Source organism: Sphingomonas sp. CCH15-F11, from assembly GCF_001557005.1.
In the GTDB taxonomy this organism is placed as follows: Bacteria; Pseudomonadota; Alphaproteobacteria; order Sphingomonadales; family Sphingomonadaceae; genus Sphingomonas.
In genome coordinates this window covers 1-26,392 of record NZ_LSKG01000178.1, presented here as the reverse complement: position 1 = coordinate 26,392, position 26,392 = coordinate 1, and the positions used below count along the sequence as shown (strand labels likewise).

Genomic DNA, 26,392 nt, shown 5'->3' with positions numbered 1-26,392 from the left:
CATTCCGCAGCGGGCTGAATATCGGCGTCACCGCCTTTGCCGACGAAGCGGGCACAATTCCGCTCGGCACGGTCAATCTGTCGGTCGACCAGGGCGCGGAAACGTTCAGCTTTGATCCGGCGCTGCTCGGCGGGGCGCGCCGTGTCGAGATCAATGCCAATGACGGCGACGGCAGCACGCTCGATTATTTCGGCATCGACAACCTCACCTTCCGCGACGCGGCCCCCGCATCGGGCGCACCGACCAATGTCGGCACGCGCGACGCCGGGCGGGTCATCTTCGCGTCGGACGAGTCGATCGCGGCGGGTCCCGAGCTGCTCGGACCAGGCGCGTCGCTCGAACTCGCGGTTGGACTGTCGGGGCCGGCGTCGACCGCCACCGAACTTCTCGGCACCGGGTCGTTATAATCTGACGGCCCGACGAATGAGGTGCCGGCCCGATCGCAACGGGTCGGCACCTCGATCAGCGTCGCAACAGGAACACCGCGTGCTCGGCCAGTACGTTCGCCCAGGACGAACGCGTCGCGCCGCCATTGGCGAGGAACCAGCGCCCCTCCACCCGGATGCCGCGCGCGCGCACGAACGCGTGAAAGTCCTCGATCGTCAGATGGTGGATGTTGGGGGTGTCGTACCAGCGCATCGGCAGCAGGCGGGTCACCGGCATCCGCCCGCCGGTCAGCAGCGACACGCGGTTGCGCCAGTGCGCGAAATTGGGAAACGACACGAACGCCCGCTCGCCGATGCGCAGCAGATGGTCGAGCACCAGGTCGGGCCGACGCGTCGTCTGCAGCGTCTGGCTCAGGATCGCATAGTCGAAGCTCTTGTCGGGATAGCCCGCCAGATCGGTGTCGGCATCGCCCTGGACGACCGACAGCCCGCGCGCGACGGCGGCGGCGACGTTTTCCGCGTCGATCTCCAGCCCGCGCGCATCGACGCCGCGGTCGTCGCGCAGCGCCGCCATCAGCTGGCCGTCGCCGCAGCCGATGTCGAGCGCGCGCGCGCCGGTGGCGACGTTGGCGGCGATGATCGCCAGGTCCGGGCGCAGCGCGGTCACTCCCCCGCCCTCAGGAACCCGTCGATCACGCGGTTCAGTTCGGGACTTTCCAGCAGGAAGGCGTCGTGACCGAACGGGGAATGCAGCTCGACAAAGCTGGCGCGCGCGCCGGCGGCGTTGAGCGCGTGGACGATCGCGCGCGATTCGCTGGTCGGATAGAGCCAGTCGGTGTCGAAGCTGACGATGCAGAAGCGCGCGCGGCTGTCCCGGAACGCATTGGCGAGCAGCCCGCCATGCTCCTCCGCCAGGTCGAAATAGTCGAGCGCGCGGGTGATGTAGAGATAGGCGTTGGCGTCGAACCGGTCGACGAAGCTCAACCCCTGGTGGCGCAAATAGCTCTCCACCTGAAAATCCGCGTCGAAACCGAACGACTTGGCGTCGCGCCCCTGCAGCCGGCGGCCGAACTTGGCGGTTAGGCCAGCCTCCGACAGATAGGTGATGTGCGCGGCCATCCGTGCGACCGCCAGGCCCGCGGCAGGCGGATCGTTGTCGGCATAATAATCGCCGCCGCGCCAGCGCGGATCGGCCATGATCGCCTGGCGCCCGACTTCGTGAAAGGCGATGTTCTGGGCCGAATGGCGCGCGGTGGCGGCGATGACCACGGCGGCTTCCACGCGATCGGGAAAGGTCGCCGCCCAGCCGAGCGCCTGCATCCCGCCCATCGACCCGCCGACCACGGCGCGCAGCCGGGGGATGCCGAGATGGTCGAGCAGCATCGCCTGCGCCTTCACCATGTCGCGGATGGTGATGACCGGAAAGCCCATGGCCCAGGGCGCGCCGGTCGCCGGGTTGACCGTCGCCGGGCCGGAGGATCCCATGCAGCTGCCGATGACATTGGCACAGATGACGAAATGCCGCGCCGGGTCGATCGGCTTGCCCGGTCCCACCATGCGCGTCCACCAGCCGGGCTTGCCCGTTACCGGATGTTCGGATGCCACGAACTGGTCGCCGGTCAGCGCGTGACAGATCAAGATCGCGTTGGCGGCGTTTTCGTCGAGCGTGCCATAGGTTTCATAGGCGATGTCGACCGGCGAGAAGAGCACCCCGCTGTCCAGCCGCAACGGGCCGGGCAGCGTGACAGTGCGGCGCAGGCCGAAACGGTCGTCATCGGGCATGGCGCGCAGTTACGGTGCGGCAACGGCCGGTGCAAGCGGAGTGCATGAAGCATGCTTTGATCCCGCATTTTGTAGGCAGACGGTTCACGTCACCCCGAACTTGATCCGGCATCCCGTTGCCTGATCCCGACGAAGAAAAGCGGGACCCGGGCGCAAGGCGGGGGTGACGTTAATCGCTGGTCAGTCTTCCGGGCTCCCCGCAGGCGCGGACGGAAGGGGAGGGAGAACGGACGGGAAGCCGGGAAGGCTGGGGCACCCACCCCCCCCGCTTGCCAATCCAGCCCGCTTGCGCCAATCGGCTGGGCCATGAACGCACCCACGCCCAAGCCCTGGATCATGGCGATCGCCCCCTATGTCCCCGGTCGATCGAAGATCGACGGCGTCACCGTCCGTGCCAAGCTGTCGTCGAACGAAAATCCGCTCGGCTGCTCGCCGCACGCCGATGCCGCGTTTCGCGCTGCGAACGATACGCTCGCGCGCTATCCCGACGCGGCGGCCGGCGACCTTCGCGACGCGATCGCCGCCGCCCATGATCTCGATCCCGCGCGCATCATCTATGGCACCGGATCGGACGAGGTGCTTCACCTCGTCGCCGGGGCCTATGCCGGGGCCGGCGACGAAGTGGTGTTCGTGCGTTACGGCTTTTCGGTCTATGAGATCGCCGCGCGGCGGGTGGGCGCGACACCGGTGATCGCCCCCGATCGCGACTATGCGACCGATGTCGATGCGATCCTGGCGGCGGTGACGCCCCGCACCCGCATCGTCTATGTCGCCAATCCCAACAATCCGACGGGCACCTTCACCCCGCGCGCGGAAATCGCGCGGCTTCATGCGACCCTGCCCGCCGACGTCATGCTGGTGATCGATCAGGCCTATGCCGAATATATCGACGCGGACGAGGACGATCACGCGCTCGAACTGGCGCGCACCCGGCCCAATGTGATCGTCACGCGCACCTTTTCGAAAATCTACGGTCTGGCCGCCGAACGGATCGGCTGGGGCTATGGGTCGGCCGACGCGGTCGCGGCGATGCATCGCATCCGCGCGCCGTTCAACATCACCACGGCGGGTCAGAAGGCCGCGATCGCCGCGCTGGCCGATCAGCAATTCGTCGCGAACACCCGCGCGCATAACGCCAAGTGGCGTGCCTGGCTCGAGGACGAGGTAAAGGCGCTCGGCAATGCCGGGCTGCGCAGCGTGCCGTCGCGCGCCAATTTCCTGCTGGTGCTGTTCGAAGGCGCGGTGAGCGCGGAGGCCGCCTATCACGCGCTGATGGCGCGCGGCTATATCGTGCGCTGGCTGCCCGGGCAGGGGCTGCCCCACGGCCTGCGCATCACCATCGGCACCGAGGAGGAGACGCGCGGGCTCGCGCAGGCGCTGCGCGAGATTGTCGGCAGCTGATGGACGGCATCACCCGTGTCGCCATCATCGGCCTGGGGCTGATCGGATCGTCGATCGCGCGCGCGGTCGCCACCGACCTGCCCGATTGCCCGGTCAGCGGCTATGATGCCGACCCGAAGGTGCGCGACACCGCCCGTCGGCTGGACCTGTGTGCGCGGATCGACGAGGATCCCGCCGCCGCCGTCGCCGATGCCGATCTGGTCATCCTGTGCGTGCCGGTGGGCGCGATGGCGGCCGCTGCCCGCGCCATCGCGCCGGGGGTGCGCACGGGCACGATCATCAGCGATGTCGGATCATGCAAAAGTAGCGTCGTCGAGGCGCTGCAGAACGCGCTGCCGGGTCATGTTGTCATCCCCGCCCATCCGGTCGCCGGCACCGAGCGCAGCGGCCCGGAGGCGGGCTTTGCCACGCTGTTCCGCAACCGCTGGTGCATCCTGACCCCGCCCGACGGCACCGACCCGGCGAATGTCGCCCGCCTGTCGGCCTTCTGGCAGGCGCTGGGCGCGCAGATCGAAGTGATGGCGCCCGACCATCATGACCGCGTGCTGGCCGTCACCAGCCATCTGCCTCACCTGATCGCCTATACCATCGTCGGCACCGCGTCGGACCTGGAGGAAGTCACCCAGTCCGAAGTCATCAAATATTCGGCCGGCGGCTTTCGCGATTTCACCCGCATCGCCGCGTCCGACCCGACGATGTGGCGCGACGTGTTCCTGGGCAATCGCGAGGCGGTGCTCGACATGCTCCAGCGCTTTTCAGAGGATCTGAGCGCGCTGCAACGCGCGATCCGCTGGGGCAAGGGCGACGAACTGTTCGATCTGTTCAGCCGCACCCGCGACGTGCGCCGGTCGATCGTCGAGCAGGGCCAGGACGACCCGCGCGAGGATTTTGGGCGCACCCATGACTGAGCGCGTTCAGGCGCGTCGCTGCGCTGCCTCCAGCCACATCAGCCGCGCCACCATCGGCAGCAAGGCGATGCACGCGGTCGCGAACACCGCAATGCCCCAGGGCAACAGTTTCATGCCCACCGCACGCGCACGCGGCGCGATCAGGTAGAAGGAAATCGTGACGGCCGACAGCAGGTCGAACCACACCTGGTTCCCGGCCAGATTGGTTGTGTGGTTGACCCAGAACTGGATCAGCCCTTCGCCAACAAATGTGACCGCCGAAAAGGCGATGAACGCCGCAGCGATCAGCGCGGGGAACAGCCAGGACGACGCGGCCGCTTCGCGTCGCGTCGCGACCAGCAGGATCACGACGACCGCCAGAACATAGGCCAGGATCGGCAATATCTCGAGCGTTGACATGGACGGGCTTCTCCGGGCCTGCGTGTAGCGGGTGCTACACTTCCGCCCGTTGTAACGCAAGCTACACTCCCGGGTTCCCGTCGGTGGCCGGCATTTCCAGCAGATTGATCGCGGCATGGACCCGCGCCTCGATTTCCTCGCGTGGCAGTCCGGCGGGGATCATCTCGCCCAGGCGCATCGTCACGATGCCGGGGTGCATCGGCCCGCTGCGCGGCCACACCCGACCGCTGTCGAGTGCGATCGGCACCACCGGCAGCCCCAGCATCTTGTAGAGCCCGGCAAAGCCCGACTGGAGCGGCGGCTGTTCGCCCGGGCGCACGCGCGTTCCTTCGGGAAAGATCAGGATCGAACGGCCCTCCGCCACGATCGCCTTGCCCTCGCGCAGCATGCGCCGCAGCGCCGCCGCCGAAGCCTGGCGGTTGACGATGATCGAGCCATAGCGCCGCGCGGTCCAGCCCCAGACCGGGATGCGGCTCAGCTCTTCCTTCATCACCGGCGCGGGCATGCCGAGCCGCGAGGTCAGCTCGAAGGTTTCCAGAAACGCCTGATGCTTCGCGGCGAACAGCACGGGGCGGTCGGGCGGCGTGCCCTCCATCCGGATTTCGATCCCCATGACGATGCGCGCGATCCGGTGATACATGCGCATCCAGGCCCGCGCATGTGCCCGTACCGCCGGGCGACCGAACAGCGCGCTGACCGGGGCGGCGAGCACCACCGGCACCGAAAGCCCGTAGAAGAGCGCCCGGAACGCCCAAGTGCGCGCGATATCGCCCGCCCGCGCGCTCATGGTCCCACCCCCAGCCACAGCGCGACACGGCGGATCAGGAACTTGTGATACTCGCTGAACAGCATCGACAGACGCGGCTGGGTCGGAACGGGATCGCCCAGGATCTCGACCCCCGGGCCGAGCGCGGCGTGCAGCTCCATGCGCGCACGGGCCATGTGCCAGTCGGCGGTGACCAGGCGTACGCTGCGCACGCGGTTGGCAGCGACCCATGCGGCGGTCTCGTCGGCATTGGACCGCGTATCGACTGCCTCCTGGCCCAGGTCGATACAGCAATCGAACAGCGCGACCGGGGCGTCATAGGCCTTGGCCAGCTCGTGTGGGCGGACATCGGGATCGACGCCGGTGACCAGCATGCGCCGCGCCATCCCACGCCGCATCAACGCGATGCCCCGGTCGATCCGGCCCGGCCCGCCCGTCGGGACCACGATCGCATCGGTGCGCATGCCAGCGACGGGCCGGCCCAGCGACAGCATGAACGCCGCGAAGCCCAGCGCCCAGACCAGCACCAGCAGGGCGAGCGCGCGCAGCATCACAGTTGCTGGCGCAAGGTGGCGACGACGGACAGGCGCGCCGCGACCATCGCCATTACCGAGAACGCCACCGGCAGCAGCGCGAGCAGCCCCCATTCGCCCGGGCCGAGCGCGGCGCTGCCGAGCAGTTCGGACCCCAGCGTCATCAGCCGCCATTGCAGCCCCGCGATCACCGCCAGCGCCGCCACCGCGCCGATCAGCCCGCCGACCAGCGTCTGGCCGGCGATGCGGCGCTGGAACAGGCGCGCCACCTGGCGATCGGTCGCCCCCAGCATGTGCAGCACGTCGATCGTCGCGCGGTGCGTGTCCAGCCCCGCGCGCGCCGCCAGCAGCACGACGATCGCGGTCGCCAGCGCCATCAGCACGATCATGCCCAGCGCCAGCCAGCCCAGCGTCGCGATGAATCCGCGTACCGGGGCCAGCCAGCGGGCATGGCGGTCGACGCGCGCATCGGGAACGCGGGCACGGATCGCCGCCTCAACCTGGTCGACAATCGCGCGGTCGCCGCTGGCCAGGTCGACATCGACCATCGCGGGGATTGGCAGCTCGCCGTCCAGCCCCGCCTCGCCCAGCCAGGGGCGCAGCAGCTCGCCCAGTCGCCGGCGATCGACCTCGGCCGCGCGCACGACCTCGGGCATGCGCCCGAGCTCGCGCACGAGCAGCGCGGTGGCGCGGTCGCGCGCCTCGGCGCGGGGCTCGACGATCTGGATGGTTAGCCGCCCGGCAAGCTGGCGGTCGAGCCCGCGCGCCGCACCGGCCATGCCCAGCCCCAGCGCCCCGGCGAGCACGGTCAGGAAAACCATAATCGCCATGATCCACGTCATCGCGCGCGTCTGCTTGCCCGCGTCGAGCAGGCGGCGGTCATGCGGTGGCGCGGTGAGCGGCAATTTCATGCGTCGGCCTGTTGCGGCGGAAAGCGCAGCGATCCGGTGGGATCGGCCAGCCGCCCGCGGTCGATCCGCATCATGTGCGCATTGGGAATACGGCTCAACAGGTGCAGGTCGTGGGTCGCGACGACCACTGTCGTTCCCAGCCGGTTGAGGCTGTCGAACAGGTGCAGCAGGCGTTCGGCCATGTCGGGATCGACGTTGCCGGTGGGCTCGTCGGCGACCAGGATCTCGGGGCGGACGATCACCGCGCGCGCGATGGCGATGCGCTGCTGCTCGCCGCCCGACAGCATCGGCGGACGATCGTCGGCACGGTCGAGCAGCCCGACCCAGGCCAGCATCTCGCGCACGGGCGCTTCGATCTCCTGTTCGGCCATCCCCGCGACGCGCAGCGGCAGCGCGATGTTGTCATAGACCGACAGATGCGGGATCAGCCGGAAATCCTGGAATACAACGCCGATGCGGCGGCGAAAGCCCGGCAGCCGGCTCCGCGGCAGCTGGCCCATTTCCTCGCCGAACAGCCGGACGACGCCGCGGGTCGGCCGCTGCGCGAGATAGAGCAGCTTGAGCAGCGACGTCTTGCCCGCACCGGACGCGCCGGTCACGAAATAAAAGGCGCCGGTGGCGAGCGTGAAGCTGACGTCGGACAGCGTTTCCGCGCCGGTGCCATAGCGCAGGCCGACATTTTCGAACTGGACGATATTGGCCATTCGCGCGCGGGGTCCACTCCAGCATCAGGCGTTGGAGTCCGCGCCATCGCACGTCGCCGCGCCACGCTCAAGCGCGCCAAACCACCCCCTTGCCAGCAACCCTCTTGACATGCGAAGATTCATCAATCGGTGCGATTGCCCAGTGCCAGCGAAAAGCCTGTCCCATGATTCTCGAATGCACGGAGTGCAAGACCCGTTACCTGGTGCCAGACTCCGCGATTGGGCTGGAGGGGCGGACCGTTCGTTGCGCCAATTGCCGGCACAGTTGGTTCCAGACCCCGGCGGGCTTCGTGGCCCCGGACGTCGCACCGCCGGTCGCGCCCGCACCGCCCAAGCCCACCGTGCCCAAGGCGGAGCCGCCCAGCGTTGCGCCCGTCGCCCCGGTGGCGGTGGAGGAACCCGTTGCGGCTGCGCCCGCCTGGCACAATGCCGTCCCTGATCCGGCGATCGGCGATAGCGAAGCACCCGTCCGGCGACCGCGTCGCAACCCCGCGACGCGATGGACGATCGCCGCAGCGGTCGCGGGCGTGTCGATGCTGCTCGGCACCGCGGCGATCCTCTATTCGGGGGCGCCCGGCATCGCCGCGCAACTCGGCCTTGCGATCGGCAGCGACGAAACCCCGCTCAAATTCACCGACCGCTCGGTGGAGCGGCGCAACCTGGCCAGCGGCAGCGAATTGTTCGCGGTGTCTGGCCGGCTGAGCAATCCGACCGCGACCCGCCAGCGTGTGCCCGACATCCGCGCCGACCTGCGCGATGCGCAGGGCCGGCTGGTCTATAGCTGGACGATCACGCCGCCGCAGCGCGTGATCGGGCCCAGCGGGGTCGTCGAGTTCAACAGCGCCAAACTCGACGTGCCCGCCAATTCCAAAATCCTCGAGCTGAGCTTCGTTTCGGGAATCTAGGTTCTGTTTCGGCTCCGCTGAAACAGCGCGGCACCGGCCCGCTCCCCCACCCGGTCACTCACGAGCCTATCCTGACGGGTAGCCGGTCGGGGGAGCGGGCCGGTGCCGATTCAGCAAGGCAGAAAACGAGTCCAGCGCCGGGACAGGGTTCAGTCGTTCGCCAGCCGCCAGTTCAACCGCGTGCCCGCGTGAAACGGGACGAGCGCGCTGCCGGCCGCGGCGATGCGATCGGGTACGTCGCAGCCGTCGCGCACCAGCGTGATCACGTCGTCATTGACCGACAGACGGTAAAAGGCCGGACCCGCGAGCGATGCGAAGGTTTCGAGCCGGTCGAGCGCGCCTTCCTCCTCGAACACTTGGGCATAGCTTTCGATCGCATGGGGCGCATTGAAGATGCCGGCGCAGCCGCAGGCGCTTTCCTTGCGTTCGACGACATGGGGTGCGCTGTCGGTGCCCAGGAAGAACTTCATCGATCCCGATGTCGCCGCCGCGCGCAGCGCCAGCCGGTGGCGCTCGCGCTTGGCGACGGGCAGGCAATAGGCATGCGGGCGGATACCGCCGTCGAACATCGCGTTGCGGCTGAGGTGAAGGTGCTGCGGCGTGATCGTCGCGGCGATCCGCGCGTCGCCATCGGTCACGAACGCGACCGCATCGGCCGTGGTGATATGTTCGAACACGATGCGGAGCGCCGGGAAATCCGCCATCAATCCGGTCAGCACGCGGTCGATGAACACCGCCTCGCGGTCAAAGATATCGATGTCGCCATCGGTAACTTCGCCATGGATCAGCAATGGCATGCCCACGCGTTGCATCGCCTCGAACACGCGCGCCAGCCGGGTGATGTCGGTCACCCCGTGCGCGGAATTGGTCGTCGCATGCGCGGGATAGAGCTTGCACGCGGTGAACACCCCCTGCTCGAACCCGCCGACGATCTCGTCCGCATCGGCATCGTCGGTCAGGTAACACGTCATCAGCGGGGTGAAGCCGGGCCCGGCGGCGGCGCGGATGCGGTCGCGATAGGCCCGTGCGTCGGCGATGCGCACGACCGGTGGCGACAAATTGGGCATGACGATCGCGCGCGCGAACTGGCGCGCGCTAAATGGCGCGACCGCGGCGAGCATGTCGCCATCGCGCAGGTGCACATGCCAGTCGTCGGGGCGGCGGATGGTCAGGCGTTCGGTCATCCCGCCGCTTTAGCTCGCCACCCTCCCGCCCGCCAGTCCGCGCAAGGCGGCTTGGGTTCGGCCCCGCCGCTGCCTATGTAGATGCAATGGACAATTTCGACGCAGCAGCGGCGACCCGGCTCGACGATCGCGCCGTCGTGCGCATCGCCGGCGATGACGTTCGCGGGTTTCTGCAGGGACTGGTGACCAATGACGTCATGGCGGTCGCCCCGGACCGGCCGGTCTGGGCCGGTCTGCTGAGTCCGCAGGGCAAGGCGCTGTTCGACTTCATCCTGTGGGACGGCGGCGATGGCGCGATCCTGATCGACTGCGAGGCAGCCGAGGCGCCCGCGCTGACCCAGCGGCTCACCCTTTATCGCCTGCGCCGCGCGATCACGCTGACACCGGCAACGGCAGGCGTGCACTGGTCGCGCGAGCCCATACCGGGCGCGGCGGCCGATCCGCGGCTCGCTGCGCTCGGCTACCGCTGGCTCGGGCCTGCCGCCGGCGATTCGGCGTCGGACGAATGGCGCCGCCACCGGCTGGCGCTTGGTGTCGCCGAGGGCGCGGGCGAGCTGGGCCGGGGCGAGACGCTGTGGCTCGAGGCGAACGCGCGTGAGCTGAACGGCGTCAGCTTCGCCAAGGGCTGCTATGTCGGTCAGGAAAATACCGCGCGCATGCACCATCGCGCCAAGGTCAATCGGCGGCTGGTCGCCGCGCCGATCGCCGCAGAAGGGCCGCGCACGCGATGCCGCTTTCCCGATCTCGGCCTGATGATCGAGCTGCGCCGCGTCGACGACCTCGGCGATGCGCACATCCCCGCCTGGCTGGCGGCGGCGCTGGCCACCGACCGGGCGGAAGAACAGGCTATGGGCAATCCGGCCCCGGCCGCCTAATCTTGCGACCTGAACCGTCTTTTGCTGGAACCCTGCCGATGTCCGACCATGCCTCCCGCCTCGCGGCGCTTCGCCAGCAGCTCGCCGCCGACCGGCTCGACGGGTTTGTCGTGCCGCTGACCGATGAACATATGAGCGAATATGTCGGCGACTATGCCCAGCGTCTTGCCTGGCTCACCGGCTTTCAGGGGTCGGCGGGCGCGGCGGTGGTGCTGCCCGCCGAAGCTGCGATCTTCACCGACGGCCGCTACACGCTCCAGGTCCGCGAGCAGGTCGATCCCGCCAGCTGGAGCTATGTGTCGGTGCCGGCGACCAGCATCGCCCAATGGCTGGGCGAGCATGCACCGCAGGGTGGGCGGATCGGTTATGATCCGTGGCTGCACACCCGCGCCTGGGTTGACGAGGCGCGACGCGCGCTCGCGGACAAGGGGGCGGAGCTGGTCGCCGTCGATCGCAACCCTGTCGACGCGATCTGGGATGGCCGCCCCGCGCCGTCGGACGCGGTCCTGACCCCTTATGACGACGCGCTGGCCGGGCGCAGTTCTGCGGACAAACGCACCGAGGTCGCCGACTGGCTCGCCGATCGCGGTGCCGATGCGGTGGTCTTGTCCGCGCTCGATTCGATCGCGTGGATGTTCAACGTGCGTGGGCAGGACGTCAGCCACACCCCGGTCGCGCTGGCCTATGCGCTGGTCAATGCCGACGCCACCGCCGACCTGTTCGTCGCCCCCGAAAAGATCACCGATACGGTGCGCCAGCATCTCGGCAACGGGGTGCGGCTGCATGACCGCAGCCAGTTCGCCCAGGCGCTGCGCGGCCTGGCGGGCAGGCGCATCGCGGCCGATCCGGAGCGTGCGGTTGCCGCGATCTTCGACGCGCTCGATTCGGGTGGGGCGCGCATCCTTTCGGTGCGCGATCCGGCCGTGCTGGCAAAGGCAGTGAAGAACCCGGCGGAGATCGGCGGCCATCGCGCCGCGCAGGCGCGCGACGGCGCGGCGCTGTCCCGCTTCCTGCGCTGGTTCGAGGGCGAAGCGCCCAAGGGCGCGTTGACCGAGCTCGACGCGGCGGCGCGGCTTCAGCAGTTCCGCGCCGAAACCGGCCTGCTGCGCGACCTGTCGTTCGACACGATTTCGGCGACCGGCCCGCACGGGGCCATCCCGCATTACAAGGTAACGGCGGAATCGAACCTCCGCATCACGCCCGGCACGCTCTATCTGGTCGATTCGGGCGGGCAATATGCCGACGGCACCACCGACGTGACTCGGGTGATGCCGGTCGGCACCCCAACCGCCGAGATGCGCGACCGCTTCACCCGCGTGCTCAAGGGGCATATCGCGATCGCGACGGCGATCTTTCCCGCTGGCACGACCGGTGGCCAGCTCGACAGCTTCGCGCGTCGGCCCCTGTGGGAAGTGGGGCTCGATTATCCGCACGGCACCGGGCACGGCGTGGGCGCCTATCTTTCGGTGCATGAAGGGCCGCAGCGGATCGCCGCGCCCAACTATCCCGGCGGCGGGCCCGCGGAGCCGCTGCGCGCGGGCATGATCCTGTCCAACGAGCCCGGCTATTACAAGGCGGGCGACTATGGCATCCGCATCGAGAATCTGGTGCTGACCGTCGAACGTGAGGTCCCGGGCGCGGAAGCCCCGATGCTGGGGTTCGAGACGCTGACCTTCGCCCCGATCGAGCGCACGCTGATCGACCCTGCGCTGCTGACGTCTGCCGAGCGCGACTGGCTCGACGCCTATCATCGCGACGTGATCGCGCGGATCGCGCCGCAGCTCGACGGTGCCGATCGTGCCTGGCTGGAGGCGAAGTGCGCGCCGATCTGATCCGCGGCCTTGGCTGAAATGACCGCGTCGCCTCGCTTCGGCCGCAGCGCGGGTGCGGCCGCAGCCTGCGCCTGACGCTGCGCCGTGCTGCCCGTCGTATCGCTCCTGCTGCTCCTCGCCATCTATGGCGCGCTGATCCGACGGTCGCCGCGGCCGCGACTATTCGGGGTGGGGCCGCACGCGGTCTATCGTCGATGGCTCGCGCGCACGCCGGTGCTGCTTGGCGGCGGAACCGTGCTTGCGCTGATCCTGCTCGGCCGTACCGACGCGCTTGACGCCATGCCGCCGGAGTTCCTTCCCGCCGCCGATCTGGTCGTCTCCACGATCGGCGGCTACCTCGACGCGCCGTCCTTCGCGCCGATGATCGTCGTCGCGCTCGTCGCCGGCGGCGGGCTCGGCGCGATCCTCGACGCGTGGCGACGCCGGCGCGGCAAGGGCCCGGTGATGCTGGGCGACATCAGTGCGATCCAGCCCCGGGCCTGGCACGACTATGCCCCCGCGGCGCTGGTCGGCAGCATTGCCGGTGTGGTTGAGGAAGCGTTCTTCCGCCTCGCCCTGCCGCTCGCGATCGCGCTGGCCAGCGGATCGGTGCTGGTCGCGCACGCCGTCGCGCTCGGCCTGTTCGCCGCCGCGCACCGTTATCAGGGCTGGGGCGGCATCGCCGGCTCGCTGGTGATGGGGCTGGTCATGGCCGTGCTCTATCTGGCGAGCGGCGCGCTGTGGCTTGCCATGCTCGTCCATGCGCTGGTCAACCTCAACGCGCTCATCCTGCGCCCGGCGCTGGCGCGGGTTCAGCTCTTCAGGCGATAGCCGGTCCGGAAGATCCAGGTGATCACGCCCAGGCACAGGGCGAGGAAGCCCAGCGTGAAGGCGAGGCTCCAGCCGATCTCGACATCGCCCTGGTCGAAAAAGCTCCAGCGAAAGCCGCTGACCAGATAGACGACGGGGTTGAACAGGCTGACCGTCCGCCACGGCTGGGGCAGCATGTCGATCGAGTAAAAGGCCCCGCCCAGAAAGGTCAGCGGGGTGATCAGCAGCGCCGGCACGAAATTCAGCTGCTCGAACCCCTTCGCCCAGATGCCGATGATGAAGCCCGCCAGGCTGAACGCGACGGCGGTCAGCACGAGGAACAGGATCATCGCGACCGGGTGGCGGATGGGCAGTTCGGTGAACAGGCTGGCGGTCGCCAGGATGATCAGCCCGATGATCACCGACTTGGTCGCCGCCGCACCGACATAGCCGATGACCAGTTCGACGGGCGAGATCGGCGCGGACAGGAGCTCGTAGATCGTGCCGGTGAATTTGGGGAAATAGATGCCGAACGACGCGTTGGTTAGCGACTGGGTCAGCAGCGTCAGCATGATCAGCCCGGGGACGATGAACGCGCCATAGCTGACCCCGTCGACCGACTGCATCCGCGATCCGATCGCACCGCCGAACACGATGAAATAGAGCGACGTGGTGATGACCGGGGTGACGAGCGACTGCCACAAGGTGCGCTGCGCCCGCGCCATTTCGAAGCGATAGATCGCAATTACGCCGCGCGGATTCATGGGCGCGCCTCCCGCTGTTCGGCGACAAGGCCGACAAAAATGTCCTCGAGCGAGCTCTTCGACGTTTCGAGATCGGTGAAGGCGATGTCCAGATCGCTCATCCGCCGCAGCAGCGACGGGATGCCGGTGCGTTCGGCGCGCGCATCGAAGCGATAGCGCAGGCGATGGCCGTCATCGGCGAGCGCGAGCTGCCATTCGCCGAGCTCGGGCGGCACCGTCTGCATCGGCTCGCTCAGCGCGATGTTCAGCTCGCGCGTGCCGAGTTTCGCCATCAGCTCGGCCTTGTCCTCGACCAGCAGCAACTCGCCGTGATTGATCACGCCGATACGGTCGGCCATTTCCTCTGCCTCCTCGATATAATGGGTGGTGAGGATGATCGTGGTGCCCTTCTCGCGCAGCCGGTGGACCAGCCGCCACATGTCGCGGCGCAGCGCCACGTCGACGCCCGCGGTGGGTTCGTCGAGGAACAGCAGCTCGGGTTCGTGCGAGAGCGCCTTGGCGATCAGTACGCGGCGCTTCATGCCGCCCGACAGCTCCATGATCTTCGACTTGCGCTTGTCCCACAGCGACAGGTCCCTGAGCACCTGTTCGAGATAGGCGTCGTCGGGTGCCTTGCCGAACAGTCCGCGGCTGAAGCGGATCGTCGACCAGACCGTTTCAAACATGTCGACGGACAGTTCCTGGGGTACGAGGCCGATCATCGCGCGCGCCCGGCGATAGTCGCTGAGCGCATCGACGTCGCCGACCCGGATCGTCCCCGACGTCGGCGTGACGATGCCGCAAATGATGCTGATCAGCGTCGTCTTGCCCGCACCATTGGGGCCGAGCAGCGCGAAGATCTCGCCGCGCCGGATGTCGAGATCGACGGCGGCCAGCGCGCGATGGCCCGAGGCATAAGTCTTGCCGACCCCGGCAAGCGACAAAATGGGTGGCATAAGCGGGGTCCCTGGGGAAAATGGGTGGGGACGAGATGGCTGGGCCAAGCCCGCGCATCCTGAGTAGCCATTGAGCTTGTCGAAATGGCGTACCGAAGGATGCACGCGCCGTCCGTCCTTCGATACGGGCCTTCGCCAGGCTCAGTCCCTACTCAGGATGAGCGGTTCGGGTTTGAACTCGAGCAATATAGCTAGGGTAACCCAACCACGATCGCAATGACACTCAGCGCGGCGCGCGCGCCGCCGCGACGGCGTCGCGAAGTCCCTCGAAGGTCTGGACGCCCGAAAGCACGCGGTCGCCGACGACCCAGGCCGGGGTGCCCGAGACGCCGAGCTGGCGCGCGATCGCGAGGTTGTTGGTGAGCTCGTTCTCGACCGCGGGGGACAGGCGCACGCGCTCTGCGCGCGCCAGGTCGAGGCCGGCGGTGCGCGCGGCCGCGGCAACCGATCCCTCGCTGACCTGGCCGGCGGCGAACACCGCATCGTGAAAGCCGCGATATCTGCCCTGCTCGGCTGCGGCCAGCGCCCATTCGGCGGCGACGCGGCTCTGCGCGCTCAGCACGGGCAGTTCGCGATAGACGATGCGAACCTTGGGATCGGTGGCGATCAGCTGTGCGATCGCGGGCAGGCTGGCGCGGCAGAAGCCGCAGGCATAATCCATGAATACCGCAACGGTGACGTCGCCCTGCTTCGCGCCCGCTGCGGCACCGGCGAAGGCGGTAGTGATCGCCCCGCGGTTCGCCGCGACCTGACGCGCGGTCTCGCGCGCCTGCAGCCGCTCCAGCGCCTCGGGTATGACTTCGGGATTGGCGAGCAGATAGCTGCGCACCGCCGCGCCGTCGGTCGCCCCGGAAGCAGCGGTTGCGCCGCCGATCCAGGGGCGCGCGGCGGCAAACAGCCCGGCGCCGACCGCGCCGGACAGGATCATCAGGGCAATGAGCACCAGCGGGTTGCGCATCAGGCGTTCCATTCGATCGGCGCTTTCATCGATTACCGGCGCAGCAGTTCGGGGCGATCCGCGAGCACGGACCGCGTGGTGATCAGGATGTCCTGGGCACGCAGCCAGTCGTTCGACCCTTGGGGCAGGCCGGCGACCGCGGCGCTGGCACTGCGCATCGCGGTTGCAAAATCGCCGGTGATGCTCGCCCGCTCGGCGGTGGCGAGCGCGGTCCGCGCGGTATCGCCCTTGCGCGCATAGACGGTGCCGAGCTGAAACCAGGCAAAGGGATTTTCATTGTCGCGGTTGACCGCCAGGCGCAGGACCGCCTCGGCCTCGTCAAGGTTCGCCGGGTTCTCCGTCGCAATCAGCGCATGTCCGAAGGTCGTCGCGATCAGCGGGTTGCTGCGCGTTCCGTCGGTCGCGGCGCGCAGCGGGACGAGCGCCTGCACGGGCTTGCCCGATTCGAGCAGGATCTGGCCCTCGAGCTCGAGGAAATAGGGATCGTTGGGGGCGAGCGCGATTAGGGCGTCGGTCTCCGCCTCCGCCTGCTTGGGATAGCCCGACTTGTGCCAGGCATAAGCGCGGGCGTAGCGCGCCGGCACGCTCGTGTCGCTGGCGGGATACATGCGCAGCGTGTCCTGGGGATCGTTGACATAGCCGCGCAGCTTCGCCTGGACGCGGCGAAAGCGCAGCTCGAGCGCGGGATCGCTCGGCTTGTTGAAATTGGGCGAGGCGGTCAGCTCGTCGGTCAGGAAAGCGAGGCGCTGGCCGGTGAGCGGGTGGGTGCGCTCATAGGCATTGTTCTGCGGAATCGCGAGGCGATATTCGAGGTTCTGGAGCCGCTTGAAGAATTCCAGCATTCCCCGGCCGCTGATCCCCGCGCCGTTCAGAAAGCGCACGCCGGCGGCGTCGGTCTGTGCCTCCTGCTGACGCGAATAGGCCAGGTAGCTGCCGATCGCGGCGCGCTGGCCCGCCGCCAGGATGCCCGCGCCCGCCTCGCCCGCGCCGGCTGCGATCGCGGCCACGCCCAGCGCCAGGCTGAGCAGTGAAATGCCGGTCGCACCCTTGGCGATCTGGCCCTGCAACGGCACGTGACCGCCGACGACGTGGCCCAGTTCGTGGGCGATGACGCCCTGGATCTCGTTGCTGCTTCCCGCCGCGTCGATCAGTCCGCTGTGGATGTAGACCGCCTGTCCGCCCGCGACGAACGCGTTGATCTCCTTTGAATTGATCAGGATGATCCGGACATTCTGGGGCGACAGTCCCGCCGCCTCGATCAGCGGGCGGGAAATGTCGTTCAGATAGGCTTCGGTTTCCGCATCGCGCAGGATCGACTGCGCTCGCGCCGGCAGCGCCGCCAACAGGCACGCCATCATCAGCATCAGGGCGAAACGCTTGAACCAGGCCATCGACCGCTACCTTATCGTGCGGGGCTGCGCACGTCACGCCCGCGTTCGGCGCGGCGGCATGAACGGGCGCTGAAGCCCGTCAATGCCGCCCGATCGCACGCGTTCGAGCGCCCGCGGCGATCACGCACCAAAGGTGCGCTGCCACCAGCCGCGCCGGGGCGGGCCGCTCGCCATGGCCGCTTCGACCGTTTCACCCGCACCGTCGGCGGCTTCCGCATCGACCGGCGCGGGATCCGTCGCCGGTTCGGTCGTCGCCGGCTCCGGTTCCGCCGGGGCGTCGGCAACGGGCGCGGCATCCGCCTTGCGGCGCGTGCGCCGCGCCTTGGGCTTCGCGGCGGCTTCCGCCTCGGCCACCGGCGTTTCGGCTGCCGGCACCGCCGGCTCGACCGATTCGGCGGGTTCCGCTGCCTTGCGCCGGGTACGACGCGCCTTGACCGGTTCGGCCGGCGGGTCGAGCTTCGTCGGTTCGGCCGTTGCCGGCGCTTCCGATACAGGTGCCGCGGCGACCGTCTCGACCGACACCGTCTCATCGGCGATGTCGGCGATGTCGGCCTTGGCGGTCCGGCGGCGGCTGCGCTTGGGCTTGGCCGGCGCGTCCATCGGCGCGATCGGCGCTTCCGCGTCCACCTCGGCTTCGTCGGCTTCGTCGGTCTTCGCGGCGATCATCGGTGCGGGCGCATTGTCGGTGTCGGCGACGATCGCGTCGTCGCCCTCCGGTCGCCGTCCGCCGCGACGACCGCGACGACGGCGCTTGCGACGCTCGCCGGCTTCGGCGCTTTCGGCCTGGCCCGTCGCCTCGCGCTCGTCGCGGGGCGTCTCCTCGCCGCCATCCGCGTCTTCGGCATCGTCACGATCGCCGGACCCGCGATCGTCGGACGTGCCGTCCGTTTCGAGCTCGCCATCCTCCCGATTGCGGCCGCGCCGTCCCCGGCGGCGGCGGCGGCGACGGCGCGCGCCGTCGGCCTCGCTCTCCCCGGCGTCGCGTCGCGGCTGCGCCTCGCGGGCGGCGGGTTCGTCCTCTTCCTCGAAATCCTCCTCGACCTCGGGATAGTCGTCATCCTCTACATCGTCCGCGATCGGCTCGAACTTCGGCGTAAAGGCGGGCGGCGGGCCCGACGCCTCGACCGACATCCGCGCGCCTTCCAGCTCGCCGTCGGTCGCGACCTCGATCGACACGCCATAGCGCAGCTCGATCTCCGCCAGCTCGCCGCGCTTCTTGTTGAGCACGTAGAGCGCGGCTTCCTGGCTGGCGCGCAGCGTCAGCTGGCTGCCGCGGCCGCGCGCCGCCTCGTCCTCGATCAGCCTCAGCGCCGACAGCCCGGCCGACGACGCGGTGCGGACCAGGCCGGTGCCCTCGCAATGCGGACACTGGCGGGTCGATGCTTCGAGCACGCCGGTGCGCAGCCGCTGGCGGCTCATCTCCATCAGCCCGAACGAGCTGATCCGGCCGACCTGGATGCGGGCGCGATCGTTCTTCAGCGCCTCCTTCATCGCCTTTTCGACCTTCCGGACGTTCGATCCGTGGTCCATGTCGATGAAGTCGATGACGACCAGGCCCGCCATGTCGCGCAGGCGCAGCTGGCGCGCGATTTCCTGCGCGGCTTCCAGATTGGTCTGGGTCGCGGTCTGCTCGATATTGTGCTCGCGCGTCGAACGGCCCGAGTTGATGTCGATCGACACCAGCGCCTCGGTCGGGTTGATCACCAGGTAGCCGCCCGATTTCAGCTGGACGACCGGATGGTACATCGCCGCCAGCTGGTCCTCGACATGGTGACGCTGGAACAGCGGCACCGCGTCGGCATATTGCTTCACCCGCCGCGCGTGGCTCGGCATCAGGAGCTTCATGAACTCCTTGGCCTGGCGATAGCCCTCCTCGCCCTCGACGATCACCTCGTCGATGTCGCGGTTGTAGATGTCGCGGATGGCGCGCTTGATCAGGTCGCTGTCGCCATAGACCAGCGCGGGCGCGGAGGATTGCAGTGTGGTTTCGCGGATGCCGTCCCACAGCCGCGCCAGATAATCGAAATCGCGCTTGATCTCGACCTTGGTGCGCTGAAGCCCGGCGGTGCGGACGATGCAGCCCATCGTCGGCGGCAGCTGCAGGTCGGCCATGATCGACTTCAGCCGCTTGCGGTCGCCGGCGTTGCTGATCTTGCGGCTGATGCCGCCGCCATGCGCGGTGTTGGGCATCAGCACGCAATAACGCCCGGCAAGGCTCAGATAGGTGGTCAGCGCCGCGCCCTTGTTGCCGCGCTCCTCCTTGACGACCTGGACCAGCAGCACCTGGCGGCGGCGGATCACGTCCTGGATCTTGTAGCGACGGCGCAGGTTCATGCGCCGCTGGCGCAGCGCCTCCACCGCGTCATCGCCGCCGTTGCGGCCGCGCCGGCGGGGTCCGCCCTCGTCGCCCGCTTCGCCATGTTCGTCGTCGTGGTCGGCATCGTCATGGTCGTGATCGGCATCGGCGCGCTCGTCGTCGTCGCCGTCGTGATCGTCGTCGTCGCCTTCCTCGGCCGCGCGCAGCGCCGCTTCCTCGGCGGCATGCTCGGCTTCCTCGCGCAGCAACGCTTCGCGGTCTTCCTTGGGGATCTGGTAATAATCGGGATGGATTTCACTGAACGCCAGGAAACCGTGGCGATTGCCGCCATAATCGACGAACGCCGCCTGCAGCGAGGGTTCGACGCGGGTTACCTTGGCGAGATAGATATTGCCTTTGAGCTGTTTGCGCTCGGCGGATTCGAAGTCAAACTCCTCGATCCGGTTTCCCTTGACGACCGCGACCCGGGTTTCCTCCCGGTGGCGAGCGTCGATCAGCATACGCGTGGTCATTATGATGTCTCCGGCCGCGCCGGTCCGCGATACGCGCGGACGCGCGGCGATAAAGGCGGGTCGAGCGGGCCGGATTGGCACCGCCGCCGCGGATTTCGCTAATTGCTTCTGCGCGCCCGGCACGGCCGGACCAGTGGTCCGGCGCCTCCACCATCGCCTGCTCCCGGCCGGATAGGGCCGTTTCGAGCAGATCGAGGGAAAATTGCCACATGCGCGCGTCAACCTGATGAACCGGGAACTAAGGTGCGCGATCGCGCGGTCCCGGCGAAACGACCGGGATCATCCCCAGTCGGTCACCTAGGTAGCATCGCGTCGCGCACGCGGCAACACCGCTGGCACGGCAAGTTTTCCGCGCCATTCGCATGCCCCACGGGCATCGTTACGCAATAAAGCTGGACCGGTGCGGGATCGCCCGGCCATATCGCCCGGGTGAGCGCGCTGATGGCACTGATCGCCGCCTGGTGCTGGGGCATTCCGGGCTGGGCGGGGTTGATCGACGGGATGGAAATCGCGCCCGGCCGGCTGATCGTGCGTGCCGATGCGCGACTGGGCGCGGGTCCGGCGATCGCGATCGACATCGATGCGGGGGCCGGGGCGATCCGCGCCCGGCCGCCCGGCATCGCGCCGCGCACCGAGCTGCGCGTCACCGTCGTCCCGACCGCGGATGCGCGCTTTGCCCGTGCGCTGGCGGAACGGCGCGCCGGCTTGCTGCCGCCGTTCAGCTATGTCGCCGCCGCCGCGGTGCCGCCGGAGCGGGTGCGCATCGCGCTGCCGCCCGCGCGGCCCGCGCCGCCGCTGCCCACGGTCGCGGGTGGCGATCCGACCCGGCCGCTCGTCGTGATCGATCCCGGCCATGGCGGCCACGATCCCGGCGCGGTTTCCGATGGCCTGCGCGAAAAGGACCTGACGCTGGCGATCGCGCGCGCGATCCGCGACCGGCTGGTCGCGGACGGGCGGGTGCGCGTGGCGTTGACGCGCGACGACGACCGCTTCCTCGTGCTTCAGGAACGTTATGGCATCGCACGGCGCCTGCGCGCCGACCTGTTCGTCTCGATCCATTGCGACAGCGCGCAGTCGACCGCCGCCAGCGGCGCGAGCGCCTACACGCTGTCCGAAGTCGCCTCCGACAAGGAGGCTGCACGGCTGGCCGCGCGCGAGAACCGCGCCGACCTGCTCGCCGGCGTCGATCTCGACGGGGCGCAGGCGGATGTGTCCTCGATCCTGATCGACCTCGCCCAGCGCGAGACGATGACCGCGTCGGCCGGTTTCGTCGACCTGCTCGCGCGCGCGCTGGCCGACCGGGTGCCGATGCGCGCCCGTTTTCACCGCATGGCTTCGCTGGTCGTGCTCAAGGCGCCCGACCTGCCCTCCGTCCTGTTCGAGGCGGGCTATGTCTCCAATCCCGCCGATGCCGAACGGCTGGCGTCGCGGGCCGGACAGGACGGAATTGCCGCCGGCATGGCCCGGGCGGTCGAGGTGCATTTCGCGCGGCGGCTGGCGTCGCAACCCCGCTGAGCGGCGATCCGGCCGGTCGGGCCGGCTTGACGCTGGCACCGGAAATGATTCCTGCTAGAACGCGCGGCGATGACCGTTCGTGATGCGTCCGCCGAAGAATTGCTGCTGAGGCCCGATGCCGGTTCCGCCGGCGGATGGCGCGCGATGTTGGGCCGGTGGCGCGGGCGCTGGTGGTTTCGCCTGATCGCCTGGGTGGCGCTGGTCGCGGGGCTGGGCGTGCTGGCGCTGTGGCTGCTGATCGGCCGCGACCTGCCGTCGGTCGATGCGCTGCGCACCTATGAACCGCCGCTGCCCACTAATGTGCGCGACATCGCCGGCGAGCCGATCCACTCCTATGCGCGCGAACGGCGCGTCGAGCTGGCGTTCGACGAATATCCCGACCTGCTGGTCAAGGCCTATCTGGCGGCGGAGGACCGAACCTTTTTCGAGCATGGCGGGGTCGACTATCCGGGCATCGTCGCCGCGCTGATCACCAATCTGCGCAGCGACGGCCGTCCCGTTGGCGCGTCGACGATCACGCAACAGGTGGCCAAGAACCTGCTGCTCACCAACGAGGTAAGCTATGTCCGCAAGGCGCGCGAGGCGCTGCTCGCCTATCGGATCGAAGACACGCTGACCAAGCAACAGATCCTCGAGCTTTATCTCAACCAGATCTTCCTCGGCCGCAACGCCTATGGCGTCGAAGCTGCGGCCGATGCCTATTTCGGCAAGCCGCTGTCCGAGCTCACCCTCCCACAGTTCGCCTATCTGGCGATCCTGCCAAAGGGGCCGTCCAACTACGATCCGGTGCGCAACCATGATCGCGCGCTCGCCCGGCGCAACTGGGTGCTGGGCGAAATGCGGCGCAACGACTTCATCACCGAGGCGCAGTATCGCGAGGCGGTGGCGACACCGCTCGTCACCTTTCAGCGCGGCGCGCGCCCGCCGCTGCCATCGGGCGGCTATTTCATCGAGGAAGTGCGTCGCGAGCTGCTCGAACGCTTCGGACAGGACAGCAAGGACGGTCCGCACAGCGTCTATGCGGGCGGGCTGTGGGTGCGCACGTCGCTCGATCCGGCGCTTCAGGAATATGCCGCGCAGGCGATGCGCGACGGGCTGATCCGGTTCGAACGCGGGCGCGGCTGGTCCGGGCCGATCGCGACGGTCGATTTTGCGGGCGACGACTGGCGGGGGCCTTTCGCGGCGACCAACATTGCGCTGACCTATCAGGACTGGCGCGCCGCCGTGGTGGTGGCAAGGGACGCAGGGGCAGCGACGATCGGCTTCACCGACGGGCGGACGGCCACACTGGAGCGCAGCGACGCGGCGATGCCGGTGCGCGGCCGCGGCGGGGCGGCCTTTGATGCGCTGAAACCAGGCGATGTCATCGCGGTGGCGCCCGCCGGCGGCGGCTTTGCCCTGCGCTCGGTTCCGCGCGTGTCGGGCGGGATGGTCGTCGAACAGCCCGCGACCGGCCGCGTGCTGGCGATGCAGGGCGGGTTCGATTCGCGCATCCAGGCATTCAACCGCGCGACCCAGGCGATGCGTCAGCCGGGATCGACGATCAAGCCGGTGGTCTATACCGCCGCACTTGAAGCGGGGCTGACCCCGGCGTCGATCATCGTCGACGGGCCGTTCTGCGTCGACCAGGGCGCAGGGCTGGGGGTCAAATGCTTCCGCAACTTCGGCAATGCGCGCTCGGCGGGGCCGCGCACGCTGCGCTGGGGCATTGAACAGTCGCGCAACCAGATGACGGTGCGCCTGGCCGCGCAGACCGGCATGGACCGCGTGACCCAGGTGATGAAGACGCTGGGGGTCGGGCAATATCCCCGCTATCTCTCCTTTGCCCTGGGCGCGGGCGAGACGACCGTCATGCGCATGGTCAACGCCTATGCGATCCTGGCCAATCAGGGCCGGGCGCTGCGACCGACGCTGATCGATTATGTCCAGGACCGGCGTGGCCGGGTGATCTGGCCCGAAAATTGGCGCCCCTGCGCGCGCTGCAACGCCGACGACTGGGACGGTGGCCCGATGCCGCGTCCGCGCACCCGCGCGCGCCAGCTGGTCGATCCGGTCAGCGCATACCAGATGGTGCATGTGATGGAGGGTGTGATCGAACGCGGCACCGCGACGACGCTGCGCGACCTGAAACGCCCGATCATGGGCAAAACCGGCACGTCGAACGGCCCGCGCGACGTGTGGTTCATCGGCGGCACGCCCCAGATGATCGCGGGGCTGTATCTCGGTTACGATTCGCCCGCCAATCTCGGTGGCTATGCCCAGGGCGGGACGATCGCTGCGCCGATTTTCAAGGCGTTCGCGCAAAAGGCCTATGCCGGGTTGCCGGTGCTTCCCTTCCGCGCGCCGGCGGGCACGCGCATCTCGCGCGTCGACCGGGCGAGCGGGCGGCCGGTGACCGGCTCGTGGCCGGCCACCGGCGATCCAAAGCCGGCGGTGATCTGGGAAGCGTTCAAGCCGGAAAGCGAGCCGCTGCGCACCGCGCGTCGCACCGAACGCGCGGCGCGCCCGGTCGAGAAGGCCGCCGAAACGCCCGCCGCGCGGGCCCGCGACAGCGACTTCTTGCAAAGAGAGGGCGGAATCTACTAGCCCGCGCCGGTTCCGGGCATGCGTCCGCCATGGCCACCATCCGGACCGTGGCGGTTTTTTGGAGACAGTGAATGCGCGCCGAAGCGCAGGGACATATTGAGACGATCCGGGACGCCTTGGCCTTGTTGCGCCGCTTCCTCGACTGGGACCGTGCGTTGCGCCGGCTGGACGAGCTCAACGCGCGGGTCGAGGACCAGAGCCTGTGGGACAATCCCAAGCTCGCCCAGGACGTGATGCGCGAACGCCGCCGCCTGGACGAGGCGATCGGCGCGACGCGGGCGATCGAGCAGGAACTGTCCGACACGGTCGAACTGATCGAAATGGCCGAGGCCGAGGGTGACGACGCGATGGTCGACGAGGGCGTCGCCGCGCTCGGCCAGCTGGCGGTGCGCGCCGATGCCGACAAGGTGAAGGCGCTGTTGAACGGCGAGGCCGACGCCAACGACACCTATATCGAGATCAATTCGGGCGCGGGCGGCACCGAAAGCCAGGACTGGGCCGAAATGCTCCAGCGCATGTACACGCGCTGGGCCGAGCGGCGCGGGATGAAGGTCGAGCTGATCGACTATCATGCCGGCGAGCAGGCCGGGATCAAGTCGGCGACGCTGCTGGTCAAGGGCGAGAACGCCTATGGCTATGCCAAGACCGAAAGCGGCGTTCACCGCCTGGTGCGGATCAGCCCCTATGACAGCTCGGCGCGGCGCCACACCAGTTTCTCGTCGGTGTGGGTCTATCCGGTGATCGACGACAATATCGAGGTCGAGATCAACGAAAGCGAGCTGCGCATCGACACCTATCGCGCGTCGGGTGCGGGCGGGCAGCACATCAACACGACCGACTCGGCGGTGCGCATCACCCACCTGCCGACCGGCATCGTCGTCCAGTGCCAGAACCAGCGCAGCCAGCACAAGAACAAGGCGGAGGCTTATAACCAGCTGCGCGCGCGCCTTTATGAGCGCGAGCTGGCGGAGCGCGAGGCGGTGGCCAATGCCCAGAACGCGACCAAGACCGACATCGGCTGGGGCCACCAGATCCGTTCCTATGTCCTCCAGCCCTATCAGCTGGTGAAGGACCTGCGCACCGGCATGACCTCGACCAGCCCGGGCGACGTGCTCGATGGCGATCTCGACCCGTTCATGGCCGCCGCGCTGTCCCAGCGCGTGACCGGCGAGAAGGTCGAAGTCGAGGATGTCGACTAGCGTGCGCCGCGGTCCGCCCGGCCCGGCCGCCGTCGCCCGCCTTGTCGGGCTCGCGGCGCTGTGCCTGGTGGCGGGGTGCGAGGCGCGGACCAACGCCGCCGATGAGCTCAAGGCGGACGATGCCGGTCCCTTTCCTGCCGCCGACCGTCCGGTCGCCTCGATCGTCTCGACCCGCTGGTCGACCGAGGAAGCGCGCGACCGGGTCAACGAAGCCGACCGAGTGATGGACCGCGCGGGCATCCGCCCCGGCATGACGGTGGCGGATATCGGGGCGGGCGAAGGCTATTATACCATCCGCCTGGCGCAGCGCGTCGGCGCGGACGGGCGCGTGCTGGCGGAGGACATCATTCCCGCCACCCGCGACGCGCTGGCCGAACGCGTGACGCGCGAGCGGCTCGACAATGTCAGCGTGCGCCTGGGCCTGCCCGCGGATCCGCGCCTGCCCGAGAACAGTTTCGACCGCATCCTGATGGTCCACATGTACCATGAGATCGAGGAACCCTATGCGTTCCTGTGGCGGATGCGCCCGTCGCTGCGCCCCGACGGCCGCGTGATCGTGGTCGATGCCGACCGCCCGACCCAGAATCACGGCACGCCGCCCGCGCTGCTGCGCTGCGAATTCGCGGCGGTCGGCTATGCGCTGGTCGACCTTCAGCCGATGGCGTCGGCGGGCGGATACATGGCGACGTTCCGGGTTGCGGGCCCGCGTCCCGACCCCGCCGCGATCAAGGCATGCCGGATGCCGGGGCAGGGCAGGGTACCGCAGGGGAGCTAGGGCGGGCAGTGGCCCCGGCCTTCGGGGTTCCCCGCAAAGTACTACTTTGCGGGGGCCCCTGCGCC

24 protein-coding genes are annotated in these 26,392 nt (G+C 68.8%); 11 read left to right on the top strand and 13 right to left on the bottom strand.

What is annotated here, in order from left to right:
- Nucleotides 1-407 (top strand): hypothetical protein (locus tag AX709_RS19050; RefSeq protein ID WP_197419037.1); only part of this gene is annotated, 407 nt, incomplete at its 5' end.
- Nucleotides 408-462: 55 nt separating this feature from the next.
- Here the strand turns inward: AX709_RS19050 and metW are convergent.
- Together metW and metX are read right to left on the bottom strand one after the other, a co-directional pair.
- Entirely contained in the window at nucleotides 463-1,053 is a 591-nt protein-coding gene (gene metW, locus AX709_RS17625; RefSeq protein ID WP_066544436.1) for a methionine biosynthesis protein MetW, read from the bottom strand.
- Nucleotides 1,050-2,168 (bottom strand): homoserine O-acetyltransferase MetX, encoded by a 1,119-nt coding sequence (gene metX, locus AX709_RS17620; RefSeq protein ID WP_066551264.1) that lies wholly within the window; start codon nucleotides 2,166-2,168, stop codon nucleotides 1,050-1,052. The genes metW and metX overlap by 4 nt, the downstream gene beginning before the upstream one ends.
- A 306-nt stretch (nucleotides 2,169-2,474) precedes the next feature.
- On the opposite strand from metX, the gene hisC reads away from it, so the two are divergent.
- Nucleotides 2,475-3,569 carry a histidinol-phosphate transaminase gene (hisC, locus tag AX709_RS17615; RefSeq protein WP_066551262.1) on the top strand — a complete coding sequence of 365 codons (1,095 nt, stop codon included), beginning with the start codon at nucleotides 2,475-2,477 and terminating at the stop codon, nucleotides 3,567-3,569.
- Entirely contained in the window at nucleotides 3,569-4,477 is a 909-nt protein-coding gene (locus tag AX709_RS17610) for a prephenate/arogenate dehydrogenase family protein (protein ID WP_066551260.1), read from the top strand. Before hisC ends, AX709_RS17610 begins: the two co-directional genes overlap by 1 nt.
- A 6-nt stretch (nucleotides 4,478-4,483) precedes the next feature.
- On the opposite strand, the gene AX709_RS17605 is transcribed toward AX709_RS17610, so the two are convergent.
- From AX709_RS17605 to ftsE, 5 genes are all read right to left on the bottom strand, one after another.
- On the bottom strand, nucleotides 4,484-4,876 hold the full coding sequence (locus tag AX709_RS17605; RefSeq protein WP_066483504.1) for a hypothetical protein: 393 nt from the start codon (nucleotides 4,874-4,876) through the stop codon (nucleotides 4,484-4,486).
- 61 nt (nucleotides 4,877-4,937) lie between these two features.
- Nucleotides 4,938-5,663: a lysophospholipid acyltransferase family protein gene (locus AX709_RS17600; RefSeq protein WP_066551258.1), complete on the bottom strand. Its 726-nt coding sequence runs from the start codon at nucleotides 5,661-5,663 to the stop codon at nucleotides 4,938-4,940.
- On the bottom strand, nucleotides 5,660-6,193 hold the full coding sequence (locus AX709_RS17595) for a YdcF family protein (protein ID WP_197419036.1): 534 nt from the start codon (nucleotides 6,191-6,193) through the stop codon (nucleotides 5,660-5,662). The genes AX709_RS17600 and AX709_RS17595 overlap by 4 nt, the downstream gene beginning before the upstream one ends.
- The gene (locus tag AX709_RS17590; RefSeq protein WP_066551256.1) at nucleotides 6,193-7,086 is read right to left on the bottom strand and encodes a cell division protein FtsX; all 894 of its coding nucleotides are present in this window, start codon (nucleotides 7,084-7,086) and stop codon (nucleotides 6,193-6,195) included. Before AX709_RS17590 ends, AX709_RS17595 begins: the two co-directional genes overlap by 1 nt.
- On the bottom strand, nucleotides 7,083-7,790 hold the full coding sequence (ftsE, locus tag AX709_RS17585; protein ID WP_066483513.1) for a cell division ATP-binding protein FtsE: 708 nt from the start codon (nucleotides 7,788-7,790) through the stop codon (nucleotides 7,083-7,085). The genes AX709_RS17590 and ftsE overlap by 4 nt, the downstream gene beginning before the upstream one ends.
- Before the next feature lie 164 nt (nucleotides 7,791-7,954).
- Between ftsE and AX709_RS17580 the strand changes: the two genes are divergently transcribed.
- The gene (locus AX709_RS17580; RefSeq protein WP_066551251.1) at nucleotides 7,955-8,695 is read left to right on the top strand and encodes a zinc-ribbon domain-containing protein; all 741 of its coding nucleotides are present in this window, start codon (nucleotides 7,955-7,957) and stop codon (nucleotides 8,693-8,695) included.
- A gap of 149 nt (nucleotides 8,696-8,844) precedes the next feature.
- Here the strand turns inward: AX709_RS17580 and pyrC are convergent, their stop codons facing one another.
- Nucleotides 8,845-9,879, bottom strand: coding sequence for a dihydroorotase (gene pyrC / locus AX709_RS17575; RefSeq protein WP_066483516.1), 1,035 nt, complete (start codon nucleotides 9,877-9,879; stop codon nucleotides 8,845-8,847).
- A gap of 86 nt (nucleotides 9,880-9,965) precedes the next feature.
- On the opposite strand from pyrC, the gene ygfZ reads away from it, so the two are divergent.
- The 3 genes from ygfZ to AX709_RS17560 all read left to right on the top strand — a co-directional run bounded on the left by ygfZ (nucleotide 9,966) and on the right by AX709_RS17560 (nucleotide 13,396).
- A complete protein-coding gene (gene ygfZ, locus AX709_RS17570) occupies nucleotides 9,966-10,754 on the top strand; it encodes a CAF17-like 4Fe-4S cluster assembly/insertion protein YgfZ (protein ID WP_066551249.1) in 789 nt (262 codons plus the stop codon).
- Between the two features lie 38 nt (nucleotides 10,755-10,792).
- Complete coding sequence (locus AX709_RS17565) at nucleotides 10,793-12,586, top strand: aminopeptidase P family protein (RefSeq protein ID WP_066551247.1); 1,794 nt, start codon at nucleotides 10,793-10,795, stop codon at nucleotides 12,584-12,586.
- Nucleotides 12,587-12,670: 84 nt separating this feature from the next.
- The gene (locus tag AX709_RS17560) at nucleotides 12,671-13,396 is read left to right on the top strand and encodes a CPBP family intramembrane glutamic endopeptidase (RefSeq protein WP_066551245.1); all 726 of its coding nucleotides are present in this window, start codon (nucleotides 12,671-12,673) and stop codon (nucleotides 13,394-13,396) included.
- Here AX709_RS17560 and AX709_RS17555 read toward each other — a convergent pair.
- The 5 genes from AX709_RS17555 to AX709_RS17535 all read right to left on the bottom strand — a co-directional run bounded on the left by AX709_RS17555 (nucleotide 13,378) and on the right by AX709_RS17535 (nucleotide 20,252).
- On the bottom strand, nucleotides 13,378-14,139 hold the full coding sequence (locus AX709_RS17555) for an ABC transporter permease (RefSeq protein ID WP_066551243.1): 762 nt from the start codon (nucleotides 14,137-14,139) through the stop codon (nucleotides 13,378-13,380). The genes AX709_RS17560 and AX709_RS17555 overlap by 19 nt on opposite strands.
- Nucleotides 14,136-15,074 carry an ABC transporter ATP-binding protein gene (locus AX709_RS17550; protein WP_066551241.1) on the bottom strand — a complete coding sequence of 313 codons (939 nt, stop codon included), beginning with the start codon at nucleotides 15,072-15,074 and terminating at the stop codon, nucleotides 14,136-14,138. Before AX709_RS17550 ends, AX709_RS17555 begins: the two co-directional genes overlap by 4 nt.
- A gap of 223 nt (nucleotides 15,075-15,297) precedes the next feature.
- Nucleotides 15,298-16,044: a DsbA family protein gene (locus tag AX709_RS17545; protein WP_066483528.1), complete on the bottom strand. Its 747-nt coding sequence runs from the start codon at nucleotides 16,042-16,044 to the stop codon at nucleotides 15,298-15,300.
- A 20-nt stretch (nucleotides 16,045-16,064) separates the two neighbouring features.
- Nucleotides 16,065-17,423, bottom strand: coding sequence for a M48 family metalloprotease (locus tag AX709_RS17540; RefSeq protein WP_082731852.1), 1,359 nt, complete (start codon nucleotides 17,421-17,423; stop codon nucleotides 16,065-16,067).
- A gap of 120 nt (nucleotides 17,424-17,543) precedes the next feature.
- On the bottom strand, nucleotides 17,544-20,252 hold the full coding sequence (locus tag AX709_RS17535; protein WP_231727565.1) for a ribonuclease E/G: 2,709 nt from the start codon (nucleotides 20,250-20,252) through the stop codon (nucleotides 17,544-17,546).
- 441 nt (nucleotides 20,253-20,693) lie between these two features.
- Between AX709_RS17535 and AX709_RS17530 the strand changes: the two genes are divergently transcribed.
- The 4 genes from AX709_RS17530 (at nucleotide 20,694) to AX709_RS17515 (ending at nucleotide 26,327) form a co-directional block, all read left to right on the top strand.
- Nucleotides 20,694-21,767 carry an N-acetylmuramoyl-L-alanine amidase family protein gene (locus tag AX709_RS17530; protein ID WP_082731853.1) on the top strand — a complete coding sequence of 358 codons (1,074 nt, stop codon included), beginning with the start codon at nucleotides 20,694-20,696 and terminating at the stop codon, nucleotides 21,765-21,767.
- Between the two features lie 69 nt (nucleotides 21,768-21,836).
- Nucleotides 21,837-24,353 carry a PBP1A family penicillin-binding protein gene (locus AX709_RS17525; protein ID WP_066551236.1) on the top strand — a complete coding sequence of 839 codons (2,517 nt, stop codon included), beginning with the start codon at nucleotides 21,837-21,839 and terminating at the stop codon, nucleotides 24,351-24,353.
- 71 nt (nucleotides 24,354-24,424) lie between these two features.
- Nucleotides 24,425-25,552, top strand: coding sequence for a peptide chain release factor 2 (gene prfB / locus AX709_RS17520; RefSeq protein WP_066483534.1), 1,128 nt, complete (start codon nucleotides 24,425-24,427; stop codon nucleotides 25,550-25,552).
- Complete coding sequence (locus AX709_RS17515) at nucleotides 25,542-26,327, top strand: class I SAM-dependent methyltransferase (protein WP_082731155.1); 786 nt, start codon at nucleotides 25,542-25,544, stop codon at nucleotides 26,325-26,327. Before prfB ends, AX709_RS17515 begins: the two co-directional genes overlap by 11 nt.
- Nucleotides 26,328-26,392 lie beyond the last annotated feature (65 nt).

Bases quoted from the DNA above. Each gene is read 5' to 3' on its own strand.
- metX (WP_066551264.1), bottom strand. From the start codon at position 2,168: ATGCCCGATGACGACCGTTTCGGCCTGCGCCGCACTGTCACGCTGCCC.
- hisC (WP_066551262.1), top strand. From the start codon at position 2,475: ATGAACGCACCCACGCCCAAGCCCTGGATCATGGCGATCGCCCCCTAT.
- AX709_RS17610 (WP_066551260.1), top strand. From the start codon at position 3,569: ATGGACGGCATCACCCGTGTCGCCATCATCGGCCTGGGGCTGATCGGA.
- AX709_RS17605 (WP_066483504.1), bottom strand. From the start codon at position 4,876: ATGTCAACGCTCGAGATATTGCCGATCCTGGCCTATGTTCTGGCGGTC.
- AX709_RS17600 (WP_066551258.1), bottom strand. From the start codon at position 5,663: ATGAGCGCGCGGGCGGGCGATATCGCGCGCACTTGGGCGTTCCGGGCG.
- AX709_RS17595 (WP_197419036.1), bottom strand. From the start codon at position 6,193: ATGCTGCGCGCGCTCGCCCTGCTGGTGCTGGTCTGGGCGCTGGGCTTC.
- AX709_RS17590 (WP_066551256.1), bottom strand. From the start codon at position 7,086: ATGAAATTGCCGCTCACCGCGCCACCGCATGACCGCCGCCTGCTCGAC.
- ftsE (WP_066483513.1), bottom strand. From the start codon at position 7,790: ATGGCCAATATCGTCCAGTTCGAAAATGTCGGCCTGCGCTATGGCACC.
- AX709_RS17580 (WP_066551251.1), top strand. From the start codon at position 7,955: ATGATTCTCGAATGCACGGAGTGCAAGACCCGTTACCTGGTGCCAGAC.
- pyrC (WP_066483516.1), bottom strand. From the start codon at position 9,879: ATGACCGAACGCCTGACCATCCGCCGCCCCGACGACTGGCATGTGCAC.
- ygfZ (WP_066551249.1), top strand. From the start codon at position 9,966: ATGGACAATTTCGACGCAGCAGCGGCGACCCGGCTCGACGATCGCGCC.
- AX709_RS17565 (WP_066551247.1), top strand. From the start codon at position 10,793: ATGTCCGACCATGCCTCCCGCCTCGCGGCGCTTCGCCAGCAGCTCGCC.
- AX709_RS17555 (WP_066551243.1), bottom strand. From the start codon at position 14,139: ATGAATCCGCGCGGCGTAATTGCGATCTATCGCTTCGAAATGGCGCGG.
- AX709_RS17550 (WP_066551241.1), bottom strand. From the start codon at position 15,074: ATGCCACCCATTTTGTCGCTTGCCGGGGTCGGCAAGACTTATGCCTCG.
- AX709_RS17545 (WP_066483528.1), bottom strand. From the start codon at position 16,044: ATGGAACGCCTGATGCGCAACCCGCTGGTGCTCATTGCCCTGATGATC.
- AX709_RS17540 (WP_082731852.1), bottom strand. From the start codon at position 17,423: ATGGCCTGGTTCAAGCGTTTCGCCCTGATGCTGATGATGGCGTGCCTG.
- AX709_RS17535 (WP_231727565.1), bottom strand. From the start codon at position 20,252: ATGACCACGCGTATGCTGATCGACGCTCGCCACCGGGAGGAAACCCGG.
- AX709_RS17530 (WP_082731853.1), top strand. From the start codon at position 20,694: ATGGCACTGATCGCCGCCTGGTGCTGGGGCATTCCGGGCTGGGCGGGG.
- AX709_RS17525 (WP_066551236.1), top strand. From the start codon at position 21,837: ATGACCGTTCGTGATGCGTCCGCCGAAGAATTGCTGCTGAGGCCCGAT.
- prfB (WP_066483534.1), top strand. From the start codon at position 24,425: ATGCGCGCCGAAGCGCAGGGACATATTGAGACGATCCGGGACGCCTTG.
- AX709_RS17515 (WP_082731155.1), top strand. From the start codon at position 25,542: ATGTCGACTAGCGTGCGCCGCGGTCCGCCCGGCCCGGCCGCCGTCGCC.